The 22,469-nt window shown below is 64.8% G+C and carries 22 protein-coding genes; 7 read left to right on the top strand and 15 right to left on the bottom strand.

The features are described from left to right. Positions 1 to 6: 6 nt before the first annotated feature. Complete coding sequence (locus MRBLMU1_RS16420; RefSeq protein WP_363503228.1) at positions 7 to 1,029, top strand: CheR family methyltransferase; 1,023 nt, start codon at positions 7 to 9, stop codon at positions 1,027 to 1,029. On the opposite strand, the gene MRBLMU1_RS16415 is transcribed toward MRBLMU1_RS16420, so the two are convergent. Both MRBLMU1_RS16415 and MRBLMU1_RS16410 read right to left on the bottom strand, forming a co-directional pair. Then, positions 1,026 to 1,652: a glutathione S-transferase family protein gene (locus MRBLMU1_RS16415; RefSeq protein WP_363503226.1), complete on the bottom strand. Its 627-nt coding sequence runs from the start codon at positions 1,650 to 1,652 to the stop codon at positions 1,026 to 1,028. The genes MRBLMU1_RS16420 and MRBLMU1_RS16415 overlap by 4 nt on opposite strands. A 1-nt stretch (position 1,653) precedes the next feature. Continuing rightward, on the bottom strand, positions 1,654 to 2,355 hold the full coding sequence (locus MRBLMU1_RS16410) for a glutathione S-transferase family protein (RefSeq protein WP_363503224.1): 702 nt from the start codon (positions 2,353 to 2,355) through the stop codon (positions 1,654 to 1,656). A 483-nt stretch (positions 2,356 to 2,838) separates the two neighbouring features. Here MRBLMU1_RS16410 and MRBLMU1_RS16405 point away from each other — a divergent pair, with 483 nt between their 5' ends. Then, entirely contained in the window at positions 2,839 to 3,567 is a 729-nt protein-coding gene (locus MRBLMU1_RS16405) for a YceI family protein (RefSeq protein WP_363503222.1), read from the top strand. A 127-nt stretch (positions 3,568 to 3,694) separates the two neighbouring features. Here the strand turns inward: MRBLMU1_RS16405 and MRBLMU1_RS16400 are convergent, their stop codons facing one another. Further along, on the bottom strand, positions 3,695 to 4,336 hold the full coding sequence (locus MRBLMU1_RS16400; protein ID WP_363503220.1) for a LysE family translocator: 642 nt from the start codon (positions 4,334 to 4,336) through the stop codon (positions 3,695 to 3,697). Positions 4,337 to 4,506: 170 nt separating this feature from the next. Here MRBLMU1_RS16400 and MRBLMU1_RS16395 point away from each other — a divergent pair, with 170 nt between their 5' ends. Next, positions 4,507 to 7,416: a hybrid sensor histidine kinase/response regulator gene (locus tag MRBLMU1_RS16395; RefSeq protein ID WP_363503218.1), complete on the top strand. Its 2,910-nt coding sequence runs from the start codon at positions 4,507 to 4,509 to the stop codon at positions 7,414 to 7,416. Here MRBLMU1_RS16395 and MRBLMU1_RS16390 read toward each other — a convergent pair. Together MRBLMU1_RS16390 and MRBLMU1_RS16385 are read right to left on the bottom strand one after the other, a co-directional pair. After that, a complete protein-coding gene (locus tag MRBLMU1_RS16390) occupies positions 7,413 to 7,817 on the bottom strand; it encodes a DUF3597 domain-containing protein (RefSeq protein ID WP_363503216.1) in 405 nt (134 codons plus the stop codon). The two genes, MRBLMU1_RS16395 and MRBLMU1_RS16390, sit on opposite strands and share 4 nt — an antisense overlap. An 83-nt stretch (positions 7,818 to 7,900) precedes the next feature. After that, positions 7,901 to 8,983: a flavodoxin family protein gene (locus MRBLMU1_RS16385; protein ID WP_363503214.1), complete on the bottom strand. Its 1,083-nt coding sequence runs from the start codon at positions 8,981 to 8,983 to the stop codon at positions 7,901 to 7,903. A gap of 225 nt (positions 8,984 to 9,208) precedes the next feature. Here MRBLMU1_RS16385 and MRBLMU1_RS16380 point away from each other — a divergent pair, with 225 nt between their 5' ends. The 3 genes from MRBLMU1_RS16380 to MRBLMU1_RS16370 are packed head-to-tail and all read left to right on the top strand — an operon-like array spanning position 9,209 to position 10,705. After that, a complete protein-coding gene (locus MRBLMU1_RS16380; protein WP_363503212.1) occupies positions 9,209 to 9,526 on the top strand; it encodes a hypothetical protein in 318 nt (105 codons plus the stop codon). A gap of 55 nt (positions 9,527 to 9,581) precedes the next feature. Beyond that, the gene (locus tag MRBLMU1_RS16375; RefSeq protein ID WP_363503210.1) at positions 9,582 to 10,163 is read left to right on the top strand and encodes a helix-turn-helix domain-containing protein; all 582 of its coding nucleotides are present in this window, start codon (positions 9,582 to 9,584) and stop codon (positions 10,161 to 10,163) included. Next, positions 10,163 to 10,705, top strand: coding sequence for a GNAT family N-acetyltransferase (locus MRBLMU1_RS16370; RefSeq protein WP_363503208.1), 543 nt, complete (start codon positions 10,163 to 10,165; stop codon positions 10,703 to 10,705). The genes MRBLMU1_RS16375 and MRBLMU1_RS16370 overlap by 1 nt, the downstream gene beginning before the upstream one ends. Here the strand turns inward: MRBLMU1_RS16370 and MRBLMU1_RS16365 are convergent, their stop codons facing one another. Continuing rightward, on the bottom strand, positions 10,706 to 13,798 hold the full coding sequence (locus MRBLMU1_RS16365) for an NAD(P)-binding protein (RefSeq protein WP_363503206.1): 3,093 nt from the start codon (positions 13,796 to 13,798) through the stop codon (positions 10,706 to 10,708). 164 nt (positions 13,799 to 13,962) lie between these two features. Between MRBLMU1_RS16365 and MRBLMU1_RS16360 the strand changes: the two genes are divergently transcribed. After that, positions 13,963 to 14,613 carry a phosphohydrolase gene (locus tag MRBLMU1_RS16360; RefSeq protein ID WP_363503204.1) on the top strand — a complete coding sequence of 217 codons (651 nt, stop codon included), beginning with the start codon at positions 13,963 to 13,965 and terminating at the stop codon, positions 14,611 to 14,613. A 25-nt stretch (positions 14,614 to 14,638) separates the two neighbouring features. On the opposite strand, the gene MRBLMU1_RS16355 is transcribed toward MRBLMU1_RS16360, so the two are convergent. The 9 genes from MRBLMU1_RS16355 to MRBLMU1_RS16315 form a co-directional block, all read right to left on the bottom strand. Continuing rightward, positions 14,639 to 15,871 (bottom strand): PepSY-associated TM helix domain-containing protein, encoded by a 1,233-nt coding sequence (locus MRBLMU1_RS16355; RefSeq protein ID WP_363503202.1) that lies wholly within the window; start codon positions 15,869 to 15,871, stop codon positions 14,639 to 14,641. Continuing rightward, the gene (locus tag MRBLMU1_RS16350; RefSeq protein ID WP_363503200.1) at positions 15,865 to 18,285 is read right to left on the bottom strand and encodes a TonB-dependent siderophore receptor; all 2,421 of its coding nucleotides are present in this window, start codon (positions 18,283 to 18,285) and stop codon (positions 15,865 to 15,867) included. Before MRBLMU1_RS16350 ends, MRBLMU1_RS16355 begins: the two co-directional genes overlap by 7 nt. Positions 18,286 to 18,357: 72 nt before the next feature. Continuing rightward, positions 18,358 to 19,428 carry a FecR family protein gene (locus tag MRBLMU1_RS16345; protein WP_363503198.1) on the bottom strand — a complete coding sequence of 357 codons (1,071 nt, stop codon included), beginning with the start codon at positions 19,426 to 19,428 and terminating at the stop codon, positions 18,358 to 18,360. Then, a complete protein-coding gene (locus MRBLMU1_RS16340; protein ID WP_363503196.1) occupies positions 19,425 to 19,913 on the bottom strand; it encodes an RNA polymerase sigma factor in 489 nt (162 codons plus the stop codon). The genes MRBLMU1_RS16345 and MRBLMU1_RS16340 overlap by 4 nt, the downstream gene beginning before the upstream one ends. 198 nt (positions 19,914 to 20,111) lie before the next feature. Beyond that, positions 20,112 to 20,585 carry an FKBP-type peptidyl-prolyl cis-trans isomerase gene (locus tag MRBLMU1_RS16335; RefSeq protein WP_363503194.1) on the bottom strand — a complete coding sequence of 158 codons (474 nt, stop codon included), beginning with the start codon at positions 20,583 to 20,585 and terminating at the stop codon, positions 20,112 to 20,114. Positions 20,586 to 20,704: 119 nt separating this feature from the next. Then, the gene (locus MRBLMU1_RS16330) at positions 20,705 to 21,490 is read right to left on the bottom strand and encodes a hypothetical protein (protein ID WP_363503192.1); all 786 of its coding nucleotides are present in this window, start codon (positions 21,488 to 21,490) and stop codon (positions 20,705 to 20,707) included. Further along, positions 21,487 to 21,699 carry a hypothetical protein gene (locus tag MRBLMU1_RS16325; protein ID WP_363503190.1) on the bottom strand — a complete coding sequence of 71 codons (213 nt, stop codon included), beginning with the start codon at positions 21,697 to 21,699 and terminating at the stop codon, positions 21,487 to 21,489. Before MRBLMU1_RS16325 ends, MRBLMU1_RS16330 begins: the two co-directional genes overlap by 4 nt. Before the next feature lie 93 nt (positions 21,700 to 21,792). Then, entirely contained in the window at positions 21,793 to 22,242 is a 450-nt protein-coding gene (locus MRBLMU1_RS16320; protein WP_363503188.1) for a PIN domain-containing protein, read from the bottom strand. After that, positions 22,233 to 22,469 (bottom strand): hypothetical protein, encoded by a 237-nt coding sequence (locus MRBLMU1_RS16315; RefSeq protein ID WP_363503186.1) that lies wholly within the window; start codon positions 22,467 to 22,469, stop codon positions 22,233 to 22,235. Before MRBLMU1_RS16315 ends, MRBLMU1_RS16320 begins: the two co-directional genes overlap by 10 nt.

The raw sequence follows: 22,469 nt of genomic DNA, 5'->3' as shown, positions 1-22,469 counted from the left end.
GGGGGCATGACGACACTGCTGGCGACCCTGAAATCGGCGCTGCGCTCGACGCAGGAGGCGGAGCTCAACGAAATCGGCGGCGTTGAGGCCGCAGCGCCAGCCGCCGCGCCGCCCTCCGGCGCTCCGGCGGCCGATGGCCAGGGCCGCGTCCAAGGCAACGGCCAAGGGGGCGGCCACCCGGCCGTCGGGACGGCGCGGCGCCACTCCCCGTCCTCGCTCGAGGAGCTGGAACTGGAGCTGCTGCTGGAAGCCCTGTTCCAATGCCACGGCTACGACTACCGTGGCTATGAGCGGGACCTGGTGCGCCGCAAGGTGCGGCGGCTGATGGCCGAACTGTCCACGGCCAGCATCTCGGCGCTGCAAGCGAGGGTGCTGCACGACCCGGCTTCCTGCGACGCCTTCCTCAAGGCGATGTATGTCGAACCGGCGCGGATGTTCGACGACGCATCGGAAATCGCGCTGCTGCGCATGTCGCTGGGCGTGTGCCTGCACGGCGCCGCGTTGCCGCGCGTCTGGCTGGCCGATTGCGCCGGCGCCGAGCAAGCGTGGACATTGGCCATCCTGCTGGAGCAGGAGCAGCTGGGCGCACGCACGGAGATTTATGCGACCATCGCCAGCGACGTCCTGCTGACGGAAGCGCTGCAAGCGAGCCTGCCGATGTCGCACCTGGGTGAATTGCAGGGTAACTATATCAAGAGCGGCGGCGTCGGCCGCCTGATCGACTATTTCGAGGTGAACGCCGAGGGCACGCGCGCCGTGCTGCTGCCGCATCTGCGCGAGCGCATCACGTGGGCGCAGTACAACCTGGTGACGGACGCCTCGTTCAACGAGTTCCAGATGATACTGGCCGCCCGCGCGCTGCCGGACTTCGGCGCCCCGCTCAGGGAGCGCGTGCTGCGGCTGTTCGACGACAGCCTGGCGCAATCGGGCATGCTGGTGCTGGACCGCCCGTTCGGCGACGGCGAGCCGCTGGCGCGCCAGTACAAGCAGGTCTTCCCGCACCAGCCCTGGTACAAGCGCGTGGCTTAGAATTTTACCGAGGCGCTGGGGCGCTCCGCGATGCGGTCGCGCCACGCCTGCAAATGCGGCATCCCCTCGGCGGACGGCCGGAACTTCATCAACCCGCGCGCGAAATCCAGCGCGCAGAACGCCGTGATGTCGGCGATGGTGAAACGCTGGCCGGCGACGAACGGCTGGTTGGCCAGCGTGCGGTCCAGCCAGCGCGCCGTCTCGCGCATCTTTTCGCCCTGCGACGCGCCGAAATCGGCGAACTGCGGCTGCTCGAGCTTCGCCAGTCCTGGATGCGTATGCCGCACGCAGTTGGCGATGCCGAAGAACAGATGCAGCTCCACCCGGCGATCGGCCATCTCGATGAAGGCGCGCTCATCGTAGCCCTCCCCCATCAGATTCGGTTCCGGCGCATAGCCTTCGAGCCAGCTGCAAATGGCGCGCGTCTCGCTCAGCAAGCGGCCGTCGTCCAATTCCAGCACCGGCACGCGGCCGAACGGATTCTTCTCGAGGAACTCGGCGCCCCGGTTCTGGCCCGTAGCCAGATCGATCTGCACCTGCTCGACATCCGCCAGGCCCTTCTCGGCCATGAACATGGCGACCCGGCGTGGATTGGGCGTCCGGCTCGACGTGTAGAACTTCATCTCACACGCCTCCGGTGCGCGACTGCCCGGTCTCCAGCATCTTGCGCGCCTCGACCGCCATTTGCTCGAGCTCCTCCGGCGTGCTGCGCTCCACGCGCGGCGGCAGTATCAAGCCGCGCTTGACGGCGGGCCGCTCGCGGATCGCCGCCAGCCAACGCTGCAGATGCGGCAAATCGTCGACCGGAATGCCGGTCCAGTTATGAATGTTCACCCACGCGAAATTGGCGATATCGGCGATCGAATAGTCGCCGGCCAGGTATTCATTGTCGGCCAGGTGGCGGTCGAGCACGCGGAACAGGCGCTTGCTCTCGCCTTGATAGCGGTCGATCGCGGGCTGGATCTTCTCCGGGAAGTAGCGGTAGAAGACGTTCGCCTGTCCCATCATCGGGCCGACGCCGCCCATCTGGAACATCAGCCATTGCAGCACCTTGGAGCGGCCCTTGAAATCGGTGGGCATCAACTCGCCGGTCTTCTCGGCCAGGTAGATCAGGATGGCGCCCGATTCGAACACGGCGAAATTATCTTCCGCGCGGTCGATGATGGCCGGGATGCGGCCGTTCGGATTAATCGCCAGGAACCACGGCTGCTTCTGCTCATTGGTCGACAGCTCCAGCGCATGCAGCGTGTAGGTCAGCTCCAGTTCTTCGAGCGCGATAGAGATCTTATGGCCATTTGGCGTGGCGGCGGTGTAAAGGTCGATCATTTGTCTCTGCCTTTGTTTGTAGTTTGTCTAAAGGGATGATAGCCCGATTCGAAAAATGGTGCCGCCATCAATGATAAAAATAAGACAACCCGAAGCGCCAACCGCAAGGGCAAAAAAAAACCAGCGTCATCGTGAGATGAAACTGGTCGTAAAACGCTCGAGAGCGTGGGGATGGACGGTATCCGGCGGCGATCGTGCCGCCTGAACGAAATTTGTGCCGGGCTGTGGGGTCCGGCAACCGGGCGCTCGGCTTAACCGCGCGCTATGGGTAGTACTTTGCCAGCTATCGGCAAAGTCAGGCTTAGAACTTCATTAAGTTTGAAAAAGAGATGAAAACTTAGGTAGGATGGTGCCGGTGTTTCAGGCCACCGGCGAGCCTGCTGAGTCATGCTTTGTGAAATCCCGCACCTGCTTGGGTACGGCGACCAGTAGGAGCACGCTGGGACCAGCGAACGCATAATAATCTTACAATATGACGGCCAAATGACGCACATACAAATGACGCACTCGCAGCGCGCACCGAAGACTCGATTGAAAACCACGCTGGGGGGCGCATTGTTATGCGCGCTGGCAGCGTGCTCGCAGCTGCGGGCCCCGGACGCCACGGCCCCGACACCGCCGCCTTCCGCGACAGCGACCACCGCCGCCCCGCCGACGACAACTTCAGCACCGAATGCCGCCGTCCTGCGCATCGACAGCGCAAACTCGCTGATCGCCGTCACCGTGCGGCGCGGCGGCGTGCTGGCGCGGCTGGGGCACGACCACGTCGTGGCCAGCCACACGGTCACCGGCACGGTCGCGCCGGCGCAAAACCGCGCCGACTTCCAGTTCCGACTCGACCAGCTCACGGTGGACGAACCGGATCTGCGGCGCGTGGCCGGCCTCGAAAAGCAGCCGTCCGTCGACGCCATCGACGGCACGCGGACCAATATGCTGACCAAGGTGCTCGACGCCGAGCGCTATCCGCTCGTCTCGGTGCGCGCCGCGCGTGGCGCGGCCGGCGAACCGCTGCGCGTGGCGATCACGCTGCACGGCGTCACGCGCGACTACGCCATTCCGGCCGATCTGCGCGAGGACAACGGCGTCATGACGGTCAGCGGCACGGTCGACCTGAACCAAACGGATTTCGGCCTCGTGCCATTTTCGGTGATGGGCGGCGCCATGGCTGTACAGGACAAGATGGAGCTGCGCTTCACCCTGGTTGCAAAATAAAAAAAAAGGCCCGCGACAAGGAGCGCGGGCCGAAGGTTTCAAATCGGGAGAGACTTGAAAGAGCAAGGCCAGTATGTCAACGCCGCATGACGCCATGATGACAACCGCCCGCATGTACAATCTTTTTTTATCGGGCGACGATCAGCCTTAAGCCGAGACCGACGAAAATCACGCCCGCCACCCGGTCCATCCACATGCCGGCGCCGGGATGGCGGTTGATCCACGCGCCCACCGTGCCCGAAAAATACCCAAGCAATCCAAACACCAGCACGCCCTGCGCCGTGAACAGCAAGCCCAGTTGCGCGGTCTGCCAACTGGCGTCGCCGCGCTCGGCCACCACGAACTGCGGCAGGAACGAGAGGAAAAACAGCACCACCTTGGGATTGATCGCGTTGGCGAACAGGCCCTTGGCGAACAGCTTGCCCAGGCTTTCATCGGGCAAGCCCGCTCCCGCGCCGGCTCCCTGCACGCGCGCGCCGCCACGGCTGCGCAGGGCGCCGACGCCGAGCCAGATCAGATACGCGCCGCCCACCAGCTTGAGCGCGCCGAAGGCCAGCGGCGATGCCTTGATCAACGCGCTCACGCCCAACGCCGCCAGCACCGTGTGGCTCAGGCAGCCCAGCGCGCACCCCAGCCCGAAAACCATGCCCTGGCGGCGCCCTCGCGACATGCCGACACTGAGCACCATCAGGTTGTCCGGCCCCGGCGAGATGGTGATCAACAGCGCGGCGCTGAGGAATCCGAAGAATTGTTCTGGCGCAATTAACACTGGTATTGTCCCGATGCAAAAGGCACCATCATAAACCGCCTGATATCCCAGCTGCAATATTGCCAACAAAGTTGCTTGCGGCGACGGGGCAAATTTTGTCTTAGGCAGACATGTTCTCGTTTAAAATGAGCAAAAAACTATCCTCCAGACCGGCGGCCCTCGGAACACCAATGAGTAAAGCAAGCAAGACCTACCACGCGCTTACCGCACCGGCCCGCCAGGCCGGGCGCTGTGCGTTGCTCTTGCTGCTGAGCGTGTTTTGTCTCTGCCTGGCACGATCCGTTGCCGCCGCCGAAGCGCCCGCCATCGGCCTGACCGCCGCCATCGAAGGCAGCGGCATCGACCTCGCCAAAGTCGGCAAACTCTATGTGGACGAAGGCCAGCCCTACCCGCCCTCGGCGGGCGGCCTGCCGGCGCTGCTGGCCGGCCTCAAGCCGGCCAAGCAAGTCGATCTGCTCGGCGGCGGCTACTGGCTGGTCGCCGAGCTGCGCAACGACAGCCGCCAGTCGGCCTGGGTCATCGATCCGAACGACACGCTGATCGACATGGTCGACATCCAGATCTACGGCGAGGACGGCAGCGTGCGCCAGATGCTGACCGGTTACCGCCAGCCGCATTCCTACCTGCTGCACTACGGCAAGGACATCGACCTGGAGCCCGGCCAGCGCTACCATGTGCTGATCCGCTTCTCCAGCCCGTACTACGCGCGCACGCCGGTGTTCTCGGTGATGCCGCGCACCGCCTACCAGCAGCTGGTGGCGCGCGAAAACGTGCTGATCATCGGCTCCATCGGCGCCCTGCTCGCGTTGACCGTGTTCAACTTCTTCATCTACTCGATCACGCGCGACCGCTCCTCGCTGTACTACTCGCTGTACGTGCTGTGTTACGCGGTCGCCTGGGGCATGACGTTCCACCTGTCGGCCGACCTGTTCAACTGGCACAACCTGCACTGGCATTACGTGCCGTTCTTCCTGCTGCCGGTGCTCAGCACGCTGTTCTACACCACCTTCCTGCGCCTGAAGGAACAGGCGCCGCGCCTATATAAACTCAGCCGCGTCAACATCGTGCTGCCGCTGCTCACCTTGCCGAGCTGCTTCCTGGCCCTCAGCTACGCCCACACCATCGCCACCATCGTCATCACGATCTGGATGACGATGGCGCTCACCAGCGGCATCGTGGTGTGGCGGCGCGGCTACCAGCCGGCGCGCTTCTTCGTGCTCGGCTTCGTCGCATTGATGGTGCCCGGCCTGCTGATCCTGCCGGCCAACGTCGGCCTGATCCCGGCGATGGTCACCAACGCCCAGCTGTTCACCTTGCTGGGCGGCACGCTCGACGGCGTGTTGCTGGCCTTTGCGCTGGCCGACCAGATCCGGCTGCTGCGCAACACGCTGGAGCAGCGCGTGCAGGAGCGCACCGCGCAGCTGACCGAGGCCAAGGAACACGCCGAGGTGGTCAGCCGCCACCGCATCGATTTCCTGTCGGCGATGAGCCACGACATCCGCACCCCGCTCGCCGGCGTGATCGGCATGATCAAGTTCGCCATGCGCGACCAGTCGGTGCGCGGGCGGACCGAGGAATATCTGCGCATCGGCCTGCAAAACAGCGAGTCGCTGCTGGCCATCCTCAACGACATCCTCGACTTTTCCAAGATCGACGCCGGCCGCCTGTCGATCGAGACGGTCGATTTCGACCTGATCGCGCTGATCGACGACGCCATCGGCATCCTGCAAGGCCAGGCCGACGCCAAGAGCCTGCTGCTGCGCAGCGACCTGGCGCTGGACCTGCCGCGCTACGTCAGCGGCGATCCGACCCGGCTGCGCCAGATCCTGCTCAATTTGCTGGGCAACGCCATCAAGTTCACCGACCGTGGCGAAGTGCGGCTCGACGCCTCGGCCATGCTCAACGCCGACGGCCGCGCCACCATCTGCTTCGACGTCACCGACACCGGCCCCGGCATCCCGGCCGACACCTTGCCGCGCCTGTTCCAGAAGTTCGAACAGGCCGACCACTCGACCACCCGCCGCTACGGCGGCACCGGCCTCGGCCTGGCCATCTGCAAGGAACTGGTGGAGCTGATGGGCGGCTCGATCGGCGCCCAAAGCCGGGTCGGCGTCGGCTCCACCTTCAGCGTGACGTTGCCGCTGGCGGTGGGGGCGGAACCGGCCATCGATCCGTTCAGCCTGCCGCGCAAGGAGCACCACGCCTACCGCCTGCGCGTGCTGTGCGCCGAGGACGTGCGCACCAACCAGATCATCGTCAGCACCCTGCTGGAGAACATGGGCCACGACATCCGCATCGTCGAAAACGGCCTGCAGGCGCTGCACGCGCTCAGCACGGCCGCCTACGATCTGGTGCTGATGGATGGCCGCATGCCGATGATGGACGGTGAACAGGCCGCGCGCCTGATCCGCAGCGGCGGCAGCGAGGACTACCGCGTGCTCGATCCGGACATCCCCATCATCGCGCTGACGGCCAACGCCAGCGACCACGATCGCGCGCGCTATCTGGCGGTCGGCATGGACGGCTTCCTCAGCAAACCGGTCGACGAGCGCCTGCTGTACGACCAGATCGAGAAAATCATCGCCGTGCACCTGAGCCTGGGGCGGCCGCTGCGCGCCACCGACGCTGCACGGCTTGCCACGGCGCGCAACGAGGCGCTGGACCAGCAGTTCGACGTCGGCCCGGACGCGAACGGCGGGCTGCGGAACGACCCGGCGGCGGTGCAGATCCTGCCCTTGGCCGGCATGTCGCACAAACACATGCAGCGCATCACGCAAGCTTTCCTTGAGGAAGCGCCCCGGCGCATGGAAACGGCGCGCGCGGCCGTCATCGCCGGCAATACCAGCGCGGCGGCGGCGGCCATCCACGCCCTCAAGGGCAGCGCCGGCTACCTCAGTTCGACGCACCTGCACACGCTGTGCAGCGAAATGGAATCGGCGGCCACCGCCGGCCAGTTGGTCGAGGTGGCCGACATGCTGCCGGATGTCGAGGCGGCGCTGCACAAGGCGTGCCGCGACCTGCGCACCGCCGTCGACAACGCCAGGGCGCCCGACGTCAGCAGCGCGCAGGCGTCACTTTAGTCCTTCAACTCGGCCGGCACCTTGCCGCCGTTTTCCGCCAGCTTGATCATCACCTGCTTGTGCAGCCAGATATTCATCGACGCCGAATCGTTTTTGTCGCCGGTGTAATGCAGCTCGTCGGCCAGTTCCTTGCGGGCGGCCAGGCTGCTGTCCAGGTTGAGCAGTTTAAGCAGGTCGACGATGGAGGTGCGCCAGTTCAGCGGCTGCGCATTCTGCTGCTGCATCGTGATCAGGATCGCTTCGACATCGACCAGCGGCGTCACGGGTGTGGCGGCGGCCGGCTGTGGCGCGGGCGCGGCGCCTGGAGCGGGCGCGGCGGCCGGAGCCGGCGCGGCGGGTTGCGCCGCCTCCGGTTTCGAGCCAGGGAAAATTTTGTGGAAGATATTGCTGAGTATGCCCATGGTAGATCCTTTCAAGGTTGATCACATATAGACCGCGTTCGCGGCCATCCGTTCCGTCCTGCTTGTGCTTCCTGCTGTCGGTTCTACTTCGGCCTTGCCGGACGCACGCCGGCATCCGGCTTGGTCAAGGTGCCGGCGCGCAACTGCCCCACCGCCGCCGCGACCGAGGCGGCCACGTTGCGCACCTCCTGCTGGAACAACTCGTCGCGGTCCAGCGCCTGATGACTTTCCGCGTACAACTCATAGTAGCCGACATAGCGGTCCAGCGCCGACTGCTTGCCCGCATCGATCAGTCCCATCCAGTCGAGCCAGTCCGCCAGGCCGCGCCGCAAACCCTCGATGCCGGCCACATCGCCATGCACCACCAGTCCGTAGGCGCGACCGGCCAGATGCTTGGGATAGTCCCAGCCGGCCAGTTCCAGCGCCTTGGCCTCGGCCGCCTTCTTGCCGTGCGTGGTGGTCGGATCGGGATTGCCGCCATCGGCGCACACCAGCCGGTCGATCATCAGCTTCAGCACCGACGGCGCCTGATACCAATAGGTCGGCGTCAGGATGATGACGCCGTGCGCGGCCACCCATTTCTCGTAAATCTCCGCCATCCAGTCGTTGGTCTGGCGCTCGCCGTGGTTCGGATAGCAACTGCACGGCCAATGACACAGGGGCATCGCCGTCGACGCGCAGCCCTTGCACGGATGGATATGCAAGTCGTAGCTGGACGTGAGCAGGCTCAAGTCCAGCACATCGCCTTCGATGCCGGATTCGGCCAGCGTCTCGCGCGCCCACTGCGTCATGCGATGGGTCTTGGAGATCTCGCCCGGACAGGTGCCGTCGTTGCGCGCCGACCCGTTGATGAGCAGCACGCGGGAACGGGTCTGCGGATCTTTCTGCTTCCTCTCGGCGGCCAGCAAGCTGTCGCGCGTGGCCTTCCACTCGACCGATAGGTCGTAGTCGGGATCGGCGAATCCGCCGCCGGCCTTTTGCGTCACCGGCGCCTTGCGTCCGGCATGGTAGTTACTCCACGCGACCTCCTCGACCTGCGCCAACGCCCCCGACACCGCACCGAAAGCGGGATCGTAAAAAGAACGCATGAACTGAATGCGGAACTCGTCGCGGCCCAGCGAAGGCGGGGCTTGGCCGGTGCGGATTTCGGGTACTTTGTCGCTCATCTGCGTCTCCTGGCAAGTGCACAGTTTCCCACCCACCGGGAAACTCTTCAGTGCGGACACGAACCCTCCGCAACCAGGCATGTAGTGCCTCGCATGTCGAAAGTTCCCCTACGCACACTCCTACATCGGCTCGGCATGTGCGCCTACTCACCGAACCCCGGGAGCGGCTTAGGATAGGCACTCGGGGAAGAACAATGGTTCCTCCTCTTTCAAAGGAGAAGCATCATGAGCCAACCTAACAAACCGAGCGAAAAAGGATTTAAACCCGGCGCCAACATGCCCCACGACGGCTACGATCCCGAGCGGGAAGGCATGTCGGAGAGCGGCAACCACGCCGTCGGTCATCCCGGCAACGACACGCCGCACGTGAACGAGCAGCACGGCCGCGCGCCGGCCCGTTCCGAGCAGAGCCTGCGCCAAGGCAACCTGAGCCGGAGTTACCAGGACAGCAAACAGGACGCAGCGGCCGCTTCCGCCCAGACCACGCATCGTGACCGCGCCGCCGGCGCCCGGGGCGACAACAGCACCGACACCAACCGCTAGTTGCCGGCGTCGATTCCAGTTTACTGGACATGGATTTCCTGTAAAATGGAAATCCATGGATATCAACTTATTGATTGCCCGCCGTGTGCGGGAATTGCGCGATGCGCAAAGCCTGTCGCTGGACGCCTTGGCGGCGCGCAGCAATGTCAGCCGCTCGACCATCTCGCTGATCGAACGCGGCGAAAGCAGCCCCACCGCCGCCGTCCTGGATAAATTGGCCAGCGCGCTCGGCGTCGCCCTCGCCAGCCTGTTCGAGGACAAGGCCGCGCCGGCGGAACAACCGTCGCCGGTGGCGCGCGTGGCCGAGCAGCCGGTATGGACCGATCCCGCCTCCGGCTACACCCGGCGCAGCCTCTCGCCCGCCGCCCCCTCCCCGATACAACTGGTCGACGTGGTCTTCCCGCCCGGGCAGCGCGTCGCCTACGACAGCGCACCGCACGGCGCCGACATCCACCAGCAAATCTGGATCATCGAAGGCACGATGGAAATCGGCGTCGGCGACCAGCAATGGCGGCTGCAAGCGGGCGACACGCTCGCCATGCGGCTCGAACGCCACATCGTCTACTTCAATCCCACCGATGAACGCGCGCGCTATCTGGTCGCGCTGACCTCGCAGCCCGCGACAAGGAGAAACTGATGTCCGATTCAATCACCGTGCGCCGCGTCGACGCCGGCGAAGCCAGGGAGCGCGGCGAAGCGCTGGCGCAGGCGCTGGCCGATGTGTTGATCGATTGCGTGGAGGGCGGCGCCTCGGTCAGCTTCATGCTGCCGCTGCCGCGCGAGAAGGCGCTGGGATTCTGGCGCGGTGTGCTGGCAGGCGTCACGCGCGCGGAGCGCGTGCTGCTGGTGGCGGAAGACACGGGCGGGCGCGTGGTCGGCACGGTGCAGCTGATCACGGCGCTGCCGGACAACCAGCCGCACCGGGCGGACGTCGCCAAGATGCTGGTGCACCGGGACGTGCGCCGGCGCGGCGTCGCCGGATTACTGATGGCGGCCGTCGACGAAGCGGCCCGCGAGGTCGGCAAAAGCGTGCTGGTGCTCGACACGGTCACCGGCGGCGACGCCGAACGGCTATACCAGCGCGCCGGCTGGCAGAGCGCCGGCACGGTGCCGAAATACGCATTGATGCCCGATGGTGCCTATTGCGGCACCACCTTCTTTTACAAACATCTGGCCTGACTAAATAAAATCAGTCTCGCCGTCGATCATTCGCGGATGGCCGCTCATCGCCCGCGAGGTCTGCATGCCGGCCATCACCGCCGCCTCGACGCAACCGGCGTTCAACCCTGTCTTGATCCAGTCGCCGGTCAGGAACAGGTTGTCGAAGCCCGATTGGTCGGTCTGCAAACGGTATTTGGTGCTGCCGACCACCGACATCACATAGCGCTCCGACGGATCGACATTCGCCCGCCAGTACTGCGCGTTGAAACGCTCCGCCCCTGTGCCCTCGCTCGTATCGGTCAGCCACTGCCACGGAAACGCCCCCGCTGGTCCGGCCGCCGGCCACAATGACGCGATCTGCTGACTGAGCTGGTTGACCGCGCCCTTCTTCGCCAGTGCCGCCATCCGTTTCGGGAAGTCGGTATCGGTGGCGGGCGGATAGCTGTCGACCGTCAGCGCGCTGCAGAAGTAGGACGTGTTGCGCGGCTCCTGCCCGGCCGGCCAATCCTCGCGCACCAGCAGCTGGTCCATCGGCGCCCACGTATCGTATGGCTCGGTGAAGCCGCTCAGCACCGGCTGCTGGCCGTTGGGCTGGATGCTCCAGCCCATCTGCGCCAGATCCTTGTCCAGCCAGACCTGGTAGGCTTGCGTCGCCACCGTCTTGACCTGCTCGGAGGTGGCCAGCAGCGCCGGGCTTTTCGCCAACAGCTGCGGACACAGGGCGGGCAGCGATCCGACCGAAATGCCGAACACCACCTGGTCGAAATCGACGCCGCGCTTGAGCGTCAGCGCCGGCAGCGGCTTGTCGAAGCGCTCCTGGTACACGCGCGGCCAGTCGCTCCAGTAGGACTCCAGATTGATCTCCTTCTCCCGCAGCAGCGCCGCCTGTTCGGGGTCGATCTGATCGTAGTTCGGTTGGCTGGGCCAGCACGCCAGGTCCTTGACGTCCACCAGCGGATCGTACTCCGCGCCCGCCAGATCGACCTGGCGCGTCATGCGGATGGCGCCGATCTCGCGCCCGTCCGGCACCAGCTCCTCGACCTTGTGGAAGAACTTGAACTTGACGCCGCGCTTGAGCAGCGCCTCGTACAGCGGCGTGAAGACGGTATCGCCCATCCCCGCCTGCATCTTGAACATGATGCCGCCCTTGTAGCAAAGACCGATGCGCGCCATCGACCGCAGCAAAGTCCCCGCCTCGGCGTTCGGCTTGGTGAAATCGCCGCCCTCATACGCGAATACCAGATCGTAGAAGCCGCGCACGGGCGCCGAATTCACGCACAGATCCTCGTCGCCGCCATGCTTGCGCAGCCAGTCGCGGAAATCGATATCGTTGATGACATCGAAGCCGTGTTTGAGCACACCGTCGTCGAACACGCCCTTCATCACGGTGATGCCCAGGTCGAGGCAGATGAATAGCCGGCGGATGTCGTCGAGGACGTCGCCATCGGCGTGCGCGCGCTCGGCCAGGCCGCGATAGCGCGCGCGCAGCCGGCCACGCACGCCGCCAAGAACCCCCGCCAGCGCGTGGTGCTCGACCTCCGTATGCAGGCCGGTATCGGCCGACATGTTCGCCACCATGCCGGTCAGCGCGCTGGCGGCCAAGGTGATGTCGTCGGCCAGCTCGTTGACCGTGTTGGCCACGCCCTCGGCCAGGCGGTGCAGCCAGTCCGGCAGCACGCCGCCGTGGTGCGGCGGTTCGTCCACTTCCAGCGTCGCCGTCAGCTCGTCGATACTGTTGATCCATTGTTCGATCCAGCCCATCATCGCCACGGCCAGCTGCCACATCGAGATCTCCTGGTCACCCTCGCCCGGTTCTCCGGGCAGCGACGGGAACACGATCGACCAGTTGTGCCAGCGCTCGCCGACCTGCTCCGACAAGGCCACGTAATCGTGCTGCTTGAAGGCGTCGCGCCAGGTCGCCAGCGGCGCGCCGGCCGGCCGATCGAGGCTGGTGTAGGCATCCTTGATCATCTTGAAGGCGTTGGTGTAGAAGCCGAACCAGATATGCAGGCCATGCTCCTCGATGCGCTGGCCGTATTGGGCGTTGCGGCCGCTGGCGCCCTTGCCGCCCAGCCGCCAGCCTTGCTGATAGACGGTGATGTCGTAGTTGTTCTGCCAACCCGGCTGGTCGCTCAGGTAATAGGCGGCCGTCATCGAGCCCACGCCGCCGCCGAGGATGGCGACCTTCTTCGGCGCCACGCTGGAATTGTCGATCAACTCCTCGCCCGGCTGCGCCGTGAAATCGAAATTCAGCTTGTACGGCAGGATCGCCTGCTGCGGCCCCAGTTGCAGGCCGAGCGTCTCGTGCAGCGGGAAGCTGTCAAAGGCGTGCAGCACGCATTCGTATTCGTAGCCGAGCAGCGAGCCGCCGTGGATCTTCTCGATGGTGGCCGGAGCCGCCAGGATCGCCTGGTACACCGCCTTCAGCCCCGCGCTGTCCGGGAACTGCTTGAGGAAGATCTGATCGATGCGCGGATTACGCAGCAGCGAGATGATGTCGTCCCAGCCGGCGGCGTCGAGGTTGAAAAAATCGGGGATGGACAAAAACAGCTTGATGGCCTCTTCGATCAGATCGAACAGGCTGTGGACCGGCGTGTCGATGCCGGTCTTTTGGGTTGCGTTCACCTCCAGCAGCGGATGCATGGCGATTTTGGTCTCCGGCGAGAACGGATGGAAGCCCTTCGCCGCGACGGAGCAGCGCAGCGGCTCCGTGCCGGCGGCGGGAATCTCGTATTCGCACAGGTATTTGGGATAGCCGAACAGCTCGCGGCCGTTGATGAGCGCCATGGCGTCGTCGACGAAGATATGCGCGGGGTAGTAATAGATGTGGGCCAGTTCGCCCTCCTCGTCCATCGCCCCCACCATGATCCAGGTGACGATGTCGATCTCGGTGATCCAGCCCTTGTTCTGGTCGACCGCCACCGCCGAGTCGGCGTGGTTGACGCGCGTGAACGTCAGCAACACGTACGGCGAGATGGCCTTGAAGCGCATGCGCCGGCCGGCCACCTGGTTGAGCGTGCCGTCGAGCGTGGCCTGCAGCTTGGCCAGATCGCCCCGCACGAAGTAACCGTACATCTCGGCGTTTTTCAATTGCAGCGGTGAATGCATCATCACCGAGCCACCCTGATAGATATATGAAGGACGCGTCGCCATAGCTTGATTAATGTCAAAAGATGAACAGATTTTTAGTGTATGACAAACGCGCGCGTGTTGCCTAAAAATAATTCGTCTCCCAGGGTGTACGATGGCGTCTACGCCACAAAAAAGGACATTGGATGGGCCGCGACGATCACCGGAATCAGCCGAACCGCGCCTGGGTGCGCATGCCGTCGGAACGGCGGCTGGATTTGCTTGACCCCACGCCGTTCGACTGGGACGACTCCGACCTGGCGCTGGGGCTGGCGCGCACTTACCGCTGGGGCGGCCATTCGGCGTGGCCGCGACCGCTATCGGTGGCGCAACACTCGCTCACCGTCATGCATCTGCGCGCGGCCGCGTGCAAGGCGGTCGGCGTCGAACTGGCGCCGGTGGCCGCCCTGCGCGAGCTGTTGCACGACGCCGAGGAAGGTCTGCTGGGCTTCGACTGCGTGTCGCCGCTCAAGCCATTTCTCGGGGAAGGTTTCCGCGCGCTGACGGTGCGGCTGGAGAACGCCGTCTTCCTGCGCTACGGCCTGCCGCACTGGACGGACAAGGAACACGCGGCCCACAAGCTGGCGGACCGGCTCGCCGCCGCCAGCGAAGCGGTCCACGTGGTCGGCTGGTCGGCCAAGGAGGTGCTGCACACGCTGAAGATCACCGTGCCGCCGCTCAGCGACGACCCGTTGCACGCGGTCTACGGCGGCACCCCGTGGGAGCCGTGGGCGCCGCCACTGGCCGCCGAGCGGTTCTTGAAGGAGCTGGACCGGCTGAAGGCGCTGAGCGCGTAGACGGCACAGGCGGACCACCGTTGCGTCAATCACCGCCCAAAACGGCGGTGGACGAAGCGCTCTGGCGTTTCTTCACCCAAACCACCACCCCGGTCACGCTCAGCATCGTCACGACCAACCCCATCAAGCAGATCAACAATTGCACCGGCCGGCCGCCCAGCGCGGCCATGTGCAATGTTGAGAGCCAAGTCGAGACGGTGTCGCCGCTGGCAGCGCCTGTCGGCAGCCACAGTCCTATGAACGCGCCGGTATCGGCATCCATGACCAGGCGCGTGTGGCCGCCACGATGCCGTATGTCATGGCTGGTGCGCACGTCATAGCGATACACGCCGCGCGTCGGATCGTACAGCAGGGCCTTTTCCGCATCGACCACGAAACCCTGCGCTCGCGCCTGCCCCACCATGTGCGCCCGCACGGCGGTCAAGGCCGGCCCCCAGGGGATGGCCGGCGCCAGCCTTGGCTTCGGCAACTTTGGAATGCTCTCCAGCCCTCGCTGGTGCGCGAACAGGGATTTCATCGCCGGCTCGTACACCTGCGGCAAATTGAAGGCGACGCTGCTCCAGGCCAGCACAAACAGCATCGCCCATGTCCACAAGCCGCCGGCCCTGTGCAAGTTGAAGCTGACCTTGTAGGCGCTGCCGGTACGCAGCTTCCAGGCCGACCACCAGCGCACTGGCCACGAGGCGCGCGGGCCGCCATCGCCCCGCCGCCTGGGCATCGTCAGCCAAGCGCCGACGAAGCAATCGATCGTCCACAGCAAGGCGACGATGCCGAACACCAGCGTCCCGACGCCGTCCAGCGCCAGCGAATAGTGAAGGCGGTAAATGAACGGCATCAGGTTCTTGCGTCCCTGGCTGATGTCGCCCCATTTGCGCTCGCCCAATATCGCGGCGGTGTAGGGATCGACAAACACTTGATCGTTGGCGAGCGTCCTGGCCTTGCCGCCCTTTAAAGACCGCAAGGCGAACAACTGCGAACGCCCCTCGATTTGCTCAAGCGGCACACGCGCGACGAACGCGTCGGGATAACGCAGCCGCACCCGCTCGTGCAACAGCACCGGATCGAGCCGCTCCGCCCCGGGCGACGGCGGCTGGACCCGGAACAATCGCGGGCTCAACGCCGCCTCCAGCTCCTCGTTCCAGGCCAGCAGGCTGCCGGTCAAACCCGCGATCGCCAGGAACAAGGCCAGGACCAGCCCGACATAGCGGTGCGCCGGCAGCAGCACCGCGCGCCCGGAAAATCGTCCCCCTGTCACCATTGGTAGGTCAAGGTGGCGGTGGCGCGGCGCTCATCGCCATAGCGGCAGATCGCGAATTCGCAGTAGATGAATTTCTTGTTGCTCAAATTACTGAGGTTGGCCGACAGTTCCCAGTTGCGGCTGAAGCGATAGCTCAGCATGGCGTCGAATAGCGTATAACCCGGCATCGCCACAGGCATGCCGGACGGCTGGGTCGATCCCTTATAGCGCGCGCCCGCGCCGGTCTTCAGCTGCGGCAGGCCGAGCGCGGCGAAGCTGTAGTCGGCCCACAGCGCCGCCTGATGAAATGGCGTGTCTTCGCTGCGCTGCCCCACTTCGCTGGCGATCGTACTGCGCGTGGTGCGAGCGTCGGTGTAGGCGTAGGAAGCGATCATGCTCAGCGCGCGACTCAACTCGGCCTTGGCCTCCAGCTCGAATCCCTTCGAATGGACTTCGCCGGCCTGCCGATAGGTATCCTCGGCGGCGTCATACTTCAACACGTCCGTTTGCTTGAGGTCGTACACGGCGGCGCTGAGCAGCATATTGCTGCCGGCCGGCTGGTAGCGCACGCCGGCCTCATATTGCTTGCCGCGGGTCGGCTTGAACGATTGGCCAGCAGCGTCCGCCGCGGCGACCGGGAAGAACGACTCGCTGTAACTGGCATACGGCGCCAGTCCGGCTTCCGTTTTATAGACCACGCCGGCACGCCAGGTGGTCGCCTCGTCGTCCTTGTCCAGCGTCGCCAGATTGCGGTGCATCGACTGGTCCTGGCTGGCCCAATCGTGGCGGGCGCCCAGCAGCGCGGTCCAACGCTCGCCGATGTCGATCTGGTCCTGCACATAGATACCCTTTTGCAAGGTCTCGATGCGCGAGCCGCGATCGGCGCTGGCGGCCCGATTAACCACGACCGGCTGGCCATAGTTATAGGTCATCAAATTGAGCGACGGCGCGTTGCCACGGAAATTGGTCGAATCGTAGGTGGTGTGGTATGCGTCCACACCAGTCAGCACGGTGTGGCGCATACCGAGCCATTGCCAGGTCGATTCCACGCTGGTGTCGCTGACGATGCCGCGCGCGCGCTCGCGGCGGTCGCTGTACTGGCGCGCCAGCACGCCGCGCTGGCCGGCGGCCAGTATTGCAGCCGCCGTGGTCTGGGCCTGCAGATAGCGCCAACTGACGTCCGCCTCGAAGTAGCGCAGTTTGTGGCCCAGCTTGACGTTGTCGCTGAAGCGGTGCGCCAGCTCGTAGCCGAAGGCGTGCATGTCGCCGTTCATTTTGTCGTAGGCCGGCTCGCCGATGAAGTCCTCGCGGCCGATGCGCACCGGGCCGGTGCCGACGCCTTCCACCAATTGGTACGGCAGCGGCGCCGAGAAGCGGGTCTGCGTCTTCTGGTAGAAAGAGAGCAAGGTCAGCGAAGTGTCCGCGTTCGGACGCCAGGTCAGCGACGGCGCGATGTACAGCTTGTCGTCGTTAATGTAGCGCTGCGCCGTGTCGCTTTTCCGGTCCAGCATGGTGATGCGGTAGTCCAGCGTCTCCGAGCCGGGCACCGCCCCGCTCAGATCGGCCATCACTTGCTTGCGGTTGTCATTGCCCACTTGAACGGCAATCTCGTGCAGCCCGTCGTGGATCGGCCGCTTGCTGACCGCATTGATCACGCCGCCCGGCGACAACTGGCCGTACAGTACCGAGGCGGCACCGCGCAGCACCTCGACGCGCTCCAGGCCGTACGGCTCCTGGGTGCCGTCGTAGGAGTTGCTTTGCAGGCGAAGGCCATCGCGCATCGAGCCGCTGGTCGCGGACTCGACGTCCATGCCACGGATGCGGAAGCGGTCGGCCGTGCGGTTGAAGCTGGTCGGCTGGCTGGTGAAGCCCGGCGTGTAGTTCAGCGCCTGGGACAGGGTTTCGGCCTGGCGGTTGCGCAACTCGTCATTGGTCACGACGGAAATCGACTGCGGCGTGTCGATGATGGCGGTATCGGTCTTGCTGCCGGCGGCACTGCGCTTGGCGACGTAGCCGAACACCGGGCCGGTCGGCGTCTCGCGCTCGGCGCCGGCCGTCACCGTCACGGGCGCCAACACCTTCACGTCGTCCTTGGGCGCGGCCCTGATGATCACCACCCCGCCCTGCTGCGACGGCACCAGGCCGGAGCCGGACAACAAACGCTCCAGCGCCTGCTGCGCCGTCAACGTGCCGGACAGCGCCGGCGCCGACTTGCCGGACACCAGGTCCGGATGCACCATCAGTTGAAAGCGGCCCTGGCGCGCCAGTTCATTCAGCGCCGGCCCTAGCGGCTGAGCCGGCAGCGACACGGAAAACGGTGCGTTGGCGGTCGCCGTCGCTGGCGTTTGGGCGTACAGATCGGCGGAGGCCGAGCCGGCGAACACGGTGGCAAGGGCCAGGACCACGGGGGCCGGATAAAAACGCGGATGCTGCATGCAGAGATCTCCAAAATGGTAAATAAGAACTATTACCAATGAAGACGCATCACATTCAGGCTACTTGAGGTGCTATTTCGAAATTTTCACAATTATTTCGGTCTCGCCGCCGCGCGCCCGCAGTTGCACCGGCAACACCAGCGGAAGGGTCTGGCTAAAGGCGTCGGCCTGGCGCAGGTCGAAACTGCCGTTCACCCGCAAGGCGGCCACGGCCGGGTCCTTGATCACCAGCCCGGTGGCGCCGTAGCGCTCGAACTCGGCCACCGCCTGGCCCAGCGGCGTGCGGTCGAAATTCACCCTTCCCTCGCGCCACGGCATGGCGCCCGCCGGCGCCGGCGCCATCGGCGCCAAGCGTCCCGCCGCGTCGGACTGGACGCATTGTCCGGCCGTCAACAACACCGCCGCGCCGGCGGGGTTTCCATGGTCCAGCATGCTCACGCGCACGCGGCCCTCCTCCACCTGCACGCCGACGCCGTTCTGCGCCAGCCCGGTACGCGTATTGCGTACGGAGAAACGGGTACCGACCACGGTCACCAGCATCCGGTCCGTCAACACGTGGAAAGGCCGCGCGGCATCCGCCTTGACCGCGAACAGGGCCTGGCCCTCCGGCAGGCGAACCTCGCGCCGGTCGCGGTACAAGGTGACCTCGGCGCGGGTGGCGGTATCGAGCCCGAGCATACTGCCATCCGGTAGCTCGACGTTCAACTGCTGCCCGCGCGCAGTGGCGAAGGTTTCGGTGAAGACCGGTTGCGCCTGCCAGTGGTTCCAGCCCAGCCATCCGCCGCCGGCCACGGTGATGACGAGCGCCGCCGTGGCCATGGGCCGCGCCAGGCCGAACCAGCAGGACAGCCAGCCGCGCGGCATGGGCTGGCGTGCTGGTGGCGCAGGCCGGATGGACGCGGGCTGCAGCGGCGCGGTCAGCCGGGCGACCGCTTGCGTGGGCAATTCACCCAGGCCATTCCAGACGGTGTCGAAGCGCGCGTACGCCGCCTGCCGTCCGCCGCCCAGCGCCAGCCAGGCCTGGAATTGCGCCTCTTCCTCGGCCGTCAAGCCGTCATGGCGCCGCACCTGCCATTGCGCCGCCTCGGCGTACAGGGCGTCGTCGGACAAGGGCGGCATGGGTGTCGATTGGGAGGGGTTCATAGGATGGCATCCTCGCATGCCTTGCACGCCAGCATGGCGCGGGTGATGTGCTGCGCCACCATATTCTTTGATATGCCCATGCGGTCGGCCACCTCCTGATGCGACAACCCCTCGAAGCGGTTCAGCACGAACGCTTCGCGGCAGCGCGGCGGCAACGCCTCGATCACCGCGACGAAGGCGCGCGCCGTCTGCTCGTGCGCGTAGACCGACTCCGGCTCCAGATGGGCCGGCGCGGCCGGGTGGATCGGCTCGGGCAGATCGTCGATATCGTCGTGCAGGCGAACCGTCTGTCGGCGATGGCGGTCGATGATCAGGCGCCGCGCGGTCTGGTACAGCAAGGCGCGCGGCTCCGGCATCGCCTGGCCCGAATTGCGCACCGCCAGCACGCGCGCATAACTTTCCTGCACCAGGTCGGCGGCCGCGTCACGGTCCCTAACCATGCGCGCGCAAAAATTCAGCAGTTCTCGGTAATAGCGCTCAAGCACAGTTCAAGCGAAGCCATGAAGTCGGTTGCGGGCCCTGTCAGCATGCGGTGGGCAGACGTAGCGGCGGCTGATCTGTTGATGCTTTGCGAATGGGAAACATTCTCATTATGCAGAGCTGCGCGCCGAATGTCGAGTCCCCGGCGCGCAAAATGGGCGCCGGGGGGAGTGCCATCACGGCATGGCGTGGGGCGCGCGGATTTATTGCACGTCGAGCAGCTCGACGTCGAAGATCAGGTTGGCGTTGGGCGGAATCGGACCGGCGCCGCTGTCGCCGTAGCCCATTGCGGCGGGAACGATCAGCGTGCGCTTGCCTCCGACCTTCATGCCCTGCACGCCCTCGTCCCACCCCTTGATGACTTGACCGCCGCCAAGCTGGAAGCTGAACGGCGAGCGGCCGCTCGACGAGTCGAACTGGGCGCCGTGCTGTTGCGGGGAATTCGGCTCGTACAGCCAGCCGGTGTAGTGGACCACGGCGGTGGCGCCGGCCACGGCGTCCTTGCCGGTGCCGGTGACGGTATCGATCTTTTGCAGGGCCACGACGGCCGGCGCGACATTGGCGGCGTTCGGCACGGTTTCGGTGGTGGCAGGCTGCGGCGGCTTGGCCTTGTCACAGGCGGCCAGCGCCAGCGTGAGCGTCAGGCCGATGGCGCAGGTGGAAAACAGCTTGTTCATGTGATTCTTTCGTGTGGTTGTGGTGCGGGATGGCGCAGCATACATTGCGCGCGGGCGGATGCCAACACCCTAAGCCGCGCGGGCGGCAACGGATGGCGGCCGCAGTTGACACCGCCGACTTAGCTCGGTGGTTGGGCGCCAGCCGCCTCCTGCGCCATTTGTCGATCGCCGACCTCGCGCATGACCGTTCCCGGCGCGTCGAGCTCGCGCTGCGCCAGCGCCTTCAGTTCATCCGAATCGAGCCCGGCCACCAGTGCTTCACCCAGCACGTCGGCCTTGCCGTTATCTCCCATGCCCCGTAAAACCGCCATGCCGATTCGCACATCACGAACGAGACTGCTCAACTCGGCGGCCAGCCTCGGCGCTTGACGTAGCGGTGGATACAACGGAAGCGCGAGCGCTGTTTCGTTCACCACATCAAGCAACTTCAACGGATCATCGCGATAGCGATCGGCCAGTTCGAAGTGTCCTTCCGCCACCAGGGCTGGAAGCGCTGCCCAGGCATATTGCCGCGCCAACTCTCTATGACCGCTATCGAGCTGCGAGAACACTTCGCAGGTTGACGCGTGGTCCTCCAAAATGTGGTTGATTTCGACGATCAGCGAAAAGCGTCGGATGCGGCGATACTCTTCCACGGCCGGCTCGCCATCGAGACCAAAGTGGATATCTCCGGCAAGTAGACGCTCTGCTTGCGTAGCACGTATGCTTCGCAAAAAAACGCGCGCCGGCTCGTATTGTTCGGCCAGCAGTTGCAATTGAAACATCGTCATAAAAATATCCGACGTTGTCGGCGCGACGGCAAGCTCTGCGGCCCTAAACAACCGCTCCAGCACAGACAACGCCTCATGCGACGCGCTTTCTTGCATCAGTTTCACCACGCGGCTATGATCGACGGAATTTCTCATACATCGCCCCGTACGACCCGCAGCGATGGCCACCGGGTGCAGTACGACGCCGCCTTCTGGTCGAAAAGATCGATGTAGGGCGTCAGCGGATTGCTTGTCAATATGCCCGCGACCAACCAACCGTCGGGAAGCGCCAACGCGGCCCAGCGGGCCAGAATGGCCTTATTGTTACGGTTGGCCAGCACATCGGCGCGAAATCGATCTTGCATAGGCTCATTAAGAAAACGTCAGGCTATCGGATTAGCCATTGTATAGCTGAGCCCGTCTCAGACTAGTCAGACCTGCCCCCGCTGCTCGCCAGTTCAACCACCTGGGATACCCTGGTGAAAAGGCGCCCTTACATTGGAAACCGCGCCTGTAAGGGAGTCATAATCATATGGCGTATGAATTGTCACCGGCACCCTGACGAAATCCCTCCCGTTGCGGGTGACAAGTGGGACTCCGTGTGAAAGCGCGGTCGCAGCTATGATGGCGTCAGGAAGCTTAATCTTAGGTGGCGCCGCTAGCCCAGCACCGCGAACAGCGATCGATGCCTCAACGACATGTCTCTCTAGTTGAAGCACCGTGAACTCGGCGAGGACTGCATCGAGTATAGATTTGTCCTGCGGTCGCAACCACTCGCCGGAGCGCAACTCCATATATGTAATTACGCTTATTGCCGGATCATCGTAACGTCCAAGCTCAACAGTCGCTTCGTGGACGCCACTCAGCATGTCGATGAAGATATTAGTGTCAAAAAGGATCAAGGCCATTCGGCTCTCAACTGATCCTGATATTGGGCACCATCTTGAGGAATATCGGTACGATGCTTCCACAGACCTTCCGCTGCCTTCAGCGCAGCCAACCGCCGCTTGCGACGCTCTTCTAACAGGCCCAAGGCAAGGTCCGTCTTGACATCTGGTCCGGGCTGCTCACCGGCCTTTGCTGGAGTGTCCATTTTCACCACCAAATACTCAATTTGATTGTTAGTGTAGCTCAA

Origin of the sequence: Burkholderia sp. LMU1-1-1.1 (genome assembly GCF_040675865.1) — a bacterium.
Taxonomy (GTDB): domain Bacteria; phylum Pseudomonadota; class Gammaproteobacteria; order Burkholderiales; family Burkholderiaceae_D; genus Rugamonas.
Note: the sequence above shows the minus strand (reverse complement) of the source record. Positions and strands in the feature narration are given on the sequence as shown.

Coding starts and splice junctions, on each gene's coding strand:
- MRBLMU1_RS16420 (WP_363503228.1), top strand. CDS start 7: ATGACGACACTGCTGGCGACCCTGAAATCGGCGCTGCGCTCGACGCAG.
- MRBLMU1_RS16415 (WP_363503226.1), bottom strand. CDS start 1,652: ATGAAGTTCTACACGTCGAGCCGGACGCCCAATCCACGCCGGGTCGCC.
- MRBLMU1_RS16410 (WP_363503224.1), bottom strand. CDS start 2,355: ATGATCGACCTTTACACCGCCGCCACGCCAAATGGCCATAAGATCTCT.
- MRBLMU1_RS16405 (WP_363503222.1), top strand. CDS start 2,839: ATGACGCACATACAAATGACGCACTCGCAGCGCGCACCGAAGACTCGA.
- MRBLMU1_RS16395 (WP_363503218.1), top strand. CDS start 4,507: ATGAGTAAAGCAAGCAAGACCTACCACGCGCTTACCGCACCGGCCCGC.
- MRBLMU1_RS16390 (WP_363503216.1), bottom strand. CDS start 7,817: ATGGGCATACTCAGCAATATCTTCCACAAAATTTTCCCTGGCTCGAAA.
- MRBLMU1_RS16385 (WP_363503214.1), bottom strand. CDS start 8,983: ATGAGCGACAAAGTACCCGAAATCCGCACCGGCCAAGCCCCGCCTTCG.
- MRBLMU1_RS16380 (WP_363503212.1), top strand. CDS start 9,209: ATGAGCCAACCTAACAAACCGAGCGAAAAAGGATTTAAACCCGGCGCC.
- MRBLMU1_RS16375 (WP_363503210.1), top strand. CDS start 9,582: ATGGATATCAACTTATTGATTGCCCGCCGTGTGCGGGAATTGCGCGAT.
- MRBLMU1_RS16370 (WP_363503208.1), top strand. CDS start 10,163: ATGTCCGATTCAATCACCGTGCGCCGCGTCGACGCCGGCGAAGCCAGG.
- MRBLMU1_RS16365 (WP_363503206.1), bottom strand. CDS start 13,798: ATGATGCATTCACCGCTGCAATTGAAAAACGCCGAGATGTACGGTTAC.
- MRBLMU1_RS16360 (WP_363503204.1), top strand. CDS start 13,963: ATGGGCCGCGACGATCACCGGAATCAGCCGAACCGCGCCTGGGTGCGC.
- MRBLMU1_RS16355 (WP_363503202.1), bottom strand. CDS start 15,871: ATGGTGACAGGGGGACGATTTTCCGGGCGCGCGGTGCTGCTGCCGGCG.
- MRBLMU1_RS16350 (WP_363503200.1), bottom strand. CDS start 18,285: ATGCAGCATCCGCGTTTTTATCCGGCCCCCGTGGTCCTGGCCCTTGCC.
- MRBLMU1_RS16345 (WP_363503198.1), bottom strand. CDS start 19,428: ATGAACCCCTCCCAATCGACACCCATGCCGCCCTTGTCCGACGACGCC.
- MRBLMU1_RS16335 (WP_363503194.1), bottom strand. CDS start 20,585: ATGAACAAGCTGTTTTCCACCTGCGCCATCGGCCTGACGCTCACGCTG.
- MRBLMU1_RS16330 (WP_363503192.1), bottom strand. CDS start 21,490: ATGAGAAATTCCGTCGATCATAGCCGCGTGGTGAAACTGATGCAAGAA.
- MRBLMU1_RS16325 (WP_363503190.1), bottom strand. CDS start 21,699: ATGCAAGATCGATTTCGCGCCGATGTGCTGGCCAACCGTAACAATAAG.
- MRBLMU1_RS16320 (WP_363503188.1), bottom strand. CDS start 22,242: ATGGCCTTGATCCTTTTTGACACTAATATCTTCATCGACATGCTGAGT.